A 3,401-nucleotide genomic window follows, 5' to 3' on the forward strand; every position below is an offset into this window, starting at 1 on the left:
AAAACAAAACCCCAACTGCTTTCGCAATTGGGGTTTCGGAATTTAATCTTGACGATGACCTACTCTCACATGGGGAAACCCCACACTACCATCGGCGATGCATCGTTTCACTGCTGAGTTCGGGATGGGATCAGGTGGTTCCAACGCTCTATGGTCGTCAAGAAATTCGGGTACCGAATCGTGGCCAGATGGCCGCGCTTCAGCAAATTGGGTATGTGACAGCTTTCGGTGTTTTCGTGAGATTCAAACTTTCGGTTCGTTTCGTCTTCACACACCGCAATCTGGTGCTCTTTCGCTTTTCAGCTCGAAGCAAGCAAATTGCTTGGGTGTTATATGGTCAAGCCTCACGGGCAATTAGTATTGGTTAGCTCAACGCCTCACAGCGCTTACACACCCAACCTATCAACGTCGTAGTCTTCGACGGCCCTTCAGGGAACTCAAGGTTCCAGTGAGATCTCATCTTGAGGCAAGTTTCCCGCTTAGATGCTTTCAGCGGTTATCTTTCCCGAACATAGCTACCCGGCAATGCCACTGGCGTGACAACCGGAACACCAGAGGTTCGTCCACTCCGGTCCTCTCGTACTAGGAGCAGCCCCTCTCAAATCTCAAACGTCCACGGCAGATAGGGACCGAACTGTCTCACGACGTTCTAAACCCAGCTCGCGTACCACTTTAAATGGCGAACAGCCATACCCTTGGGACCGGCTTCAGCCCCAGGATGTGATGAGCCGACATCGAGGTGCCAAACACCGCCGTCGATATGAACTCTTGGGCGGTATCAGCCTGTTATCCCCGGAGTACCTTTTATCCGTTGAGCGATGGCCCTTCCATACAGAACCACCGGATCACTAAGACCTACTTTCGTACCTGCTCGACGTGTCTGTCTCGCAGTCAAGCGCGCTTTTGCCTTTATACTCTACGACCGATTTCCGACCGGTCTGAGCGCACCTTCGTACTCCTCCGTTACTCTTTAGGAGGAGACCGCCCCAGTCAAACTACCCACCATACACTGTCCTCGATCCGGATAACGGACCTGAGTTAGAACCTCAAAGTTGCCAGGGTGGTATTTCAAGGATGGCTCCACGCGAACTGGCGTCCACGCTTCAAAGCCTCCCACCTATCCTACACAAGCAAATTCAAAGTCCAGTGCAAAGCTATAGTAAAGGTTCACGGGGTCTTTCCGTCTAGCCGCGGATACACTGCATCTTCACAGCGATTTCAATTTCACTGAGTCTCGGGTGGAGACAGCGCCGCCATCGTTACGCCATTCGTGCAGGTCGGAACTTACCCGACAAGGAATTTCGCTACCTTAGGACCGTTATAGTTACGGCCGCCGTTTACCGGGGCTTCGATCAAGAGCTTCGCGTTAGCTAACCCCATCAATTAACCTTCCGGCACCGGGCAGGCGTCACACCCTATACGTCCACTTTCGTGTTTGCAGAGTGCTGTGTTTTTAATAAACAGTCGCAGCGGCCTGGTATCTTCGACCGGCATGAGCTTACGGAGCAAGTCCTTCACCCTCACCGGCGCACCTTCTCCCGAAGTTACGGTGCCATTTTGCCTAGTTCCTTCACCCGAGTTCTCTCAAGCGCCTTGGTATTCTCTACCCAACCACCTGTGTCGGTTTGGGGTACGGTTCCTGGTTACCTGAAGCTTAGAAGCTTTTCTTGGAAGCATGGCATCAACCACTTCGTCACCCAAAGGGTAACTCGTCATCAGCTCTCGGCCTTAAGATCCCGGATTTACCTAAGATCTCAGCCTACCACCTTAAACTTGGACAACCAACGCCAAGCTGGCCTAGCCTTCTCCGTCCCTCCATCGCAATAACCAGAAGTACAGGAATATTAACCTGTTTTCCATCGACTACGCTTTTCAGCCTCGCCTTAGGGACCGACTAACCCTGCGTCGATTAACGTTGCGCAGGAAACCTTGGTCTTTCGGCGTGGGTGTTTTTCACACCCATTGTCGTTACTCATGTCAGCATTCGCACTTCTGATACCTCCAGCAAGCTTCTCAACTCACCTTCACAGGCTTACAGAACGCTCCTCTACCGCATCATCCGAAGATGATACCCGTAGCTTCGGTGTATGGTTTGAGCCCCGTTACATCTTCCGCGCAGGCCGACTCGACTAGTGAGCTATTACGCTTTCTTTAAAGGGTGGCTGCTTCTAAGCCAACCTCCTAGCTGTCTAAGCCTTCCCACATCGTTTCCCACTTAACCATAACTTTGGGACCTTAGCTGACGGTCTGGGTTGTTTCCCTTTTCACGACGGACGTTAGCACCCGCCGTGTGTCTCCCATGCTCGGCACTTGTAGGTATTCGGAGTTTGCATCGGTTTGGTAAGTCGGGATGACCCCCTAGCCGAAACAGTGCTCTACCCCCTACAGTGATACATGAGGCGCTACCTAAATAGCTTTCGAGGAGAACCAGCTATCTCCGAGCTTGATTAGCCTTTCACTCCGATCCACAGGTCATCCGCTAACTTTTCAACGGTAGTCGGTTCGGTCCTCCAGTTAGTGTTACCCAACCTTCAACCTGCCCATGGATAGATCGCCCGGTTTCGGGTCTATTCCCAGCGACTAGACGCCCTATTAAGACTCGCTTTCGCTACGCCTCCCCTATTCGGTTAAGCTCGCCACTGAAAATAAGTCGCTGACCCATTATACAAAAGGTACGCAGTCACCCAACAAAGTGGGCTCCCACTGCTTGTACGCATACGGTTTCAGGATCTATTTCACTCCCCTCTCCGGGGTTCTTTTCGCCTTTCCCTCACGGTACTAGTTCACTATCGGTCAGTCAGTAGTATTTAGCCTTGGAGGATGGTCCCCCCATATTCAGACAAAGTTTCTCGTGCTCCGTCCTACTCGATTTCATTGATAAGAGATTTTCGCGTACAGGGCTATCACCCACTATGGCCGCACTTTCCAGAGCGTTCCGCTAATCTCAAATCAACTTAAGGGCTAGTCCCCGTTCGCTCGCCACTACTAAGGGAATCTCGGTTGATTTCTTTTCCTCAGGGTACTTAGATGTTTCAGTTCCCCTGGTTCGCCTCTTGCACCTATGTATTCAGTACAAGATAACCATCTTATGATGGCTGGGTTCCCCCATTCAGACATCTCCGGATCAAAGTCTGTTTGCCGACTCCCCGAAGCTTTTCGCAGGCTACCACGTCTTTCATCGCCTCTGACTGCCAAGGCATCCACCGTATGCGCTTCTTCACTTGACCATATAACCCCAAGCAATCTGGTTATACTGTGAAGACGACATTCGCCGAAAATTCGAATTTCTCAATTAAGAGAACTCACAAATTTTACCTTAGCCTGATCCGTTACCAGTGAAAGTAACGTTCAGTCTATCTTTCTATCACATACCCAAATTTTTAAAGAACGATCTAATCAAA

2 rRNA genes are annotated in these 3,401 nt (G+C 50.8%); both read right to left on the bottom strand.

The window, feature by feature from the left end:
* Positions 1–46: 46 nt before the first annotated feature.
* Positions 47–162: ribosomal RNA gene (gene rrf / locus HU755_RS26860) — 5S ribosomal RNA — on the bottom strand.
* 171 nt (positions 163–333) lie between these two features.
* A 23S ribosomal RNA gene (locus tag HU755_RS26865) occupies positions 334–3,227 on the bottom strand.
* Positions 3,228–3,401: the final 174 nt, after the last annotated feature.

The organism is Pseudomonas sp. SWRI111, assembly GCF_014268555.1.
In the GTDB taxonomy this organism is placed as follows: Bacteria; Pseudomonadota; Gammaproteobacteria; order Pseudomonadales; family Pseudomonadaceae; genus Aquipseudomonas; species Aquipseudomonas hamedanensis.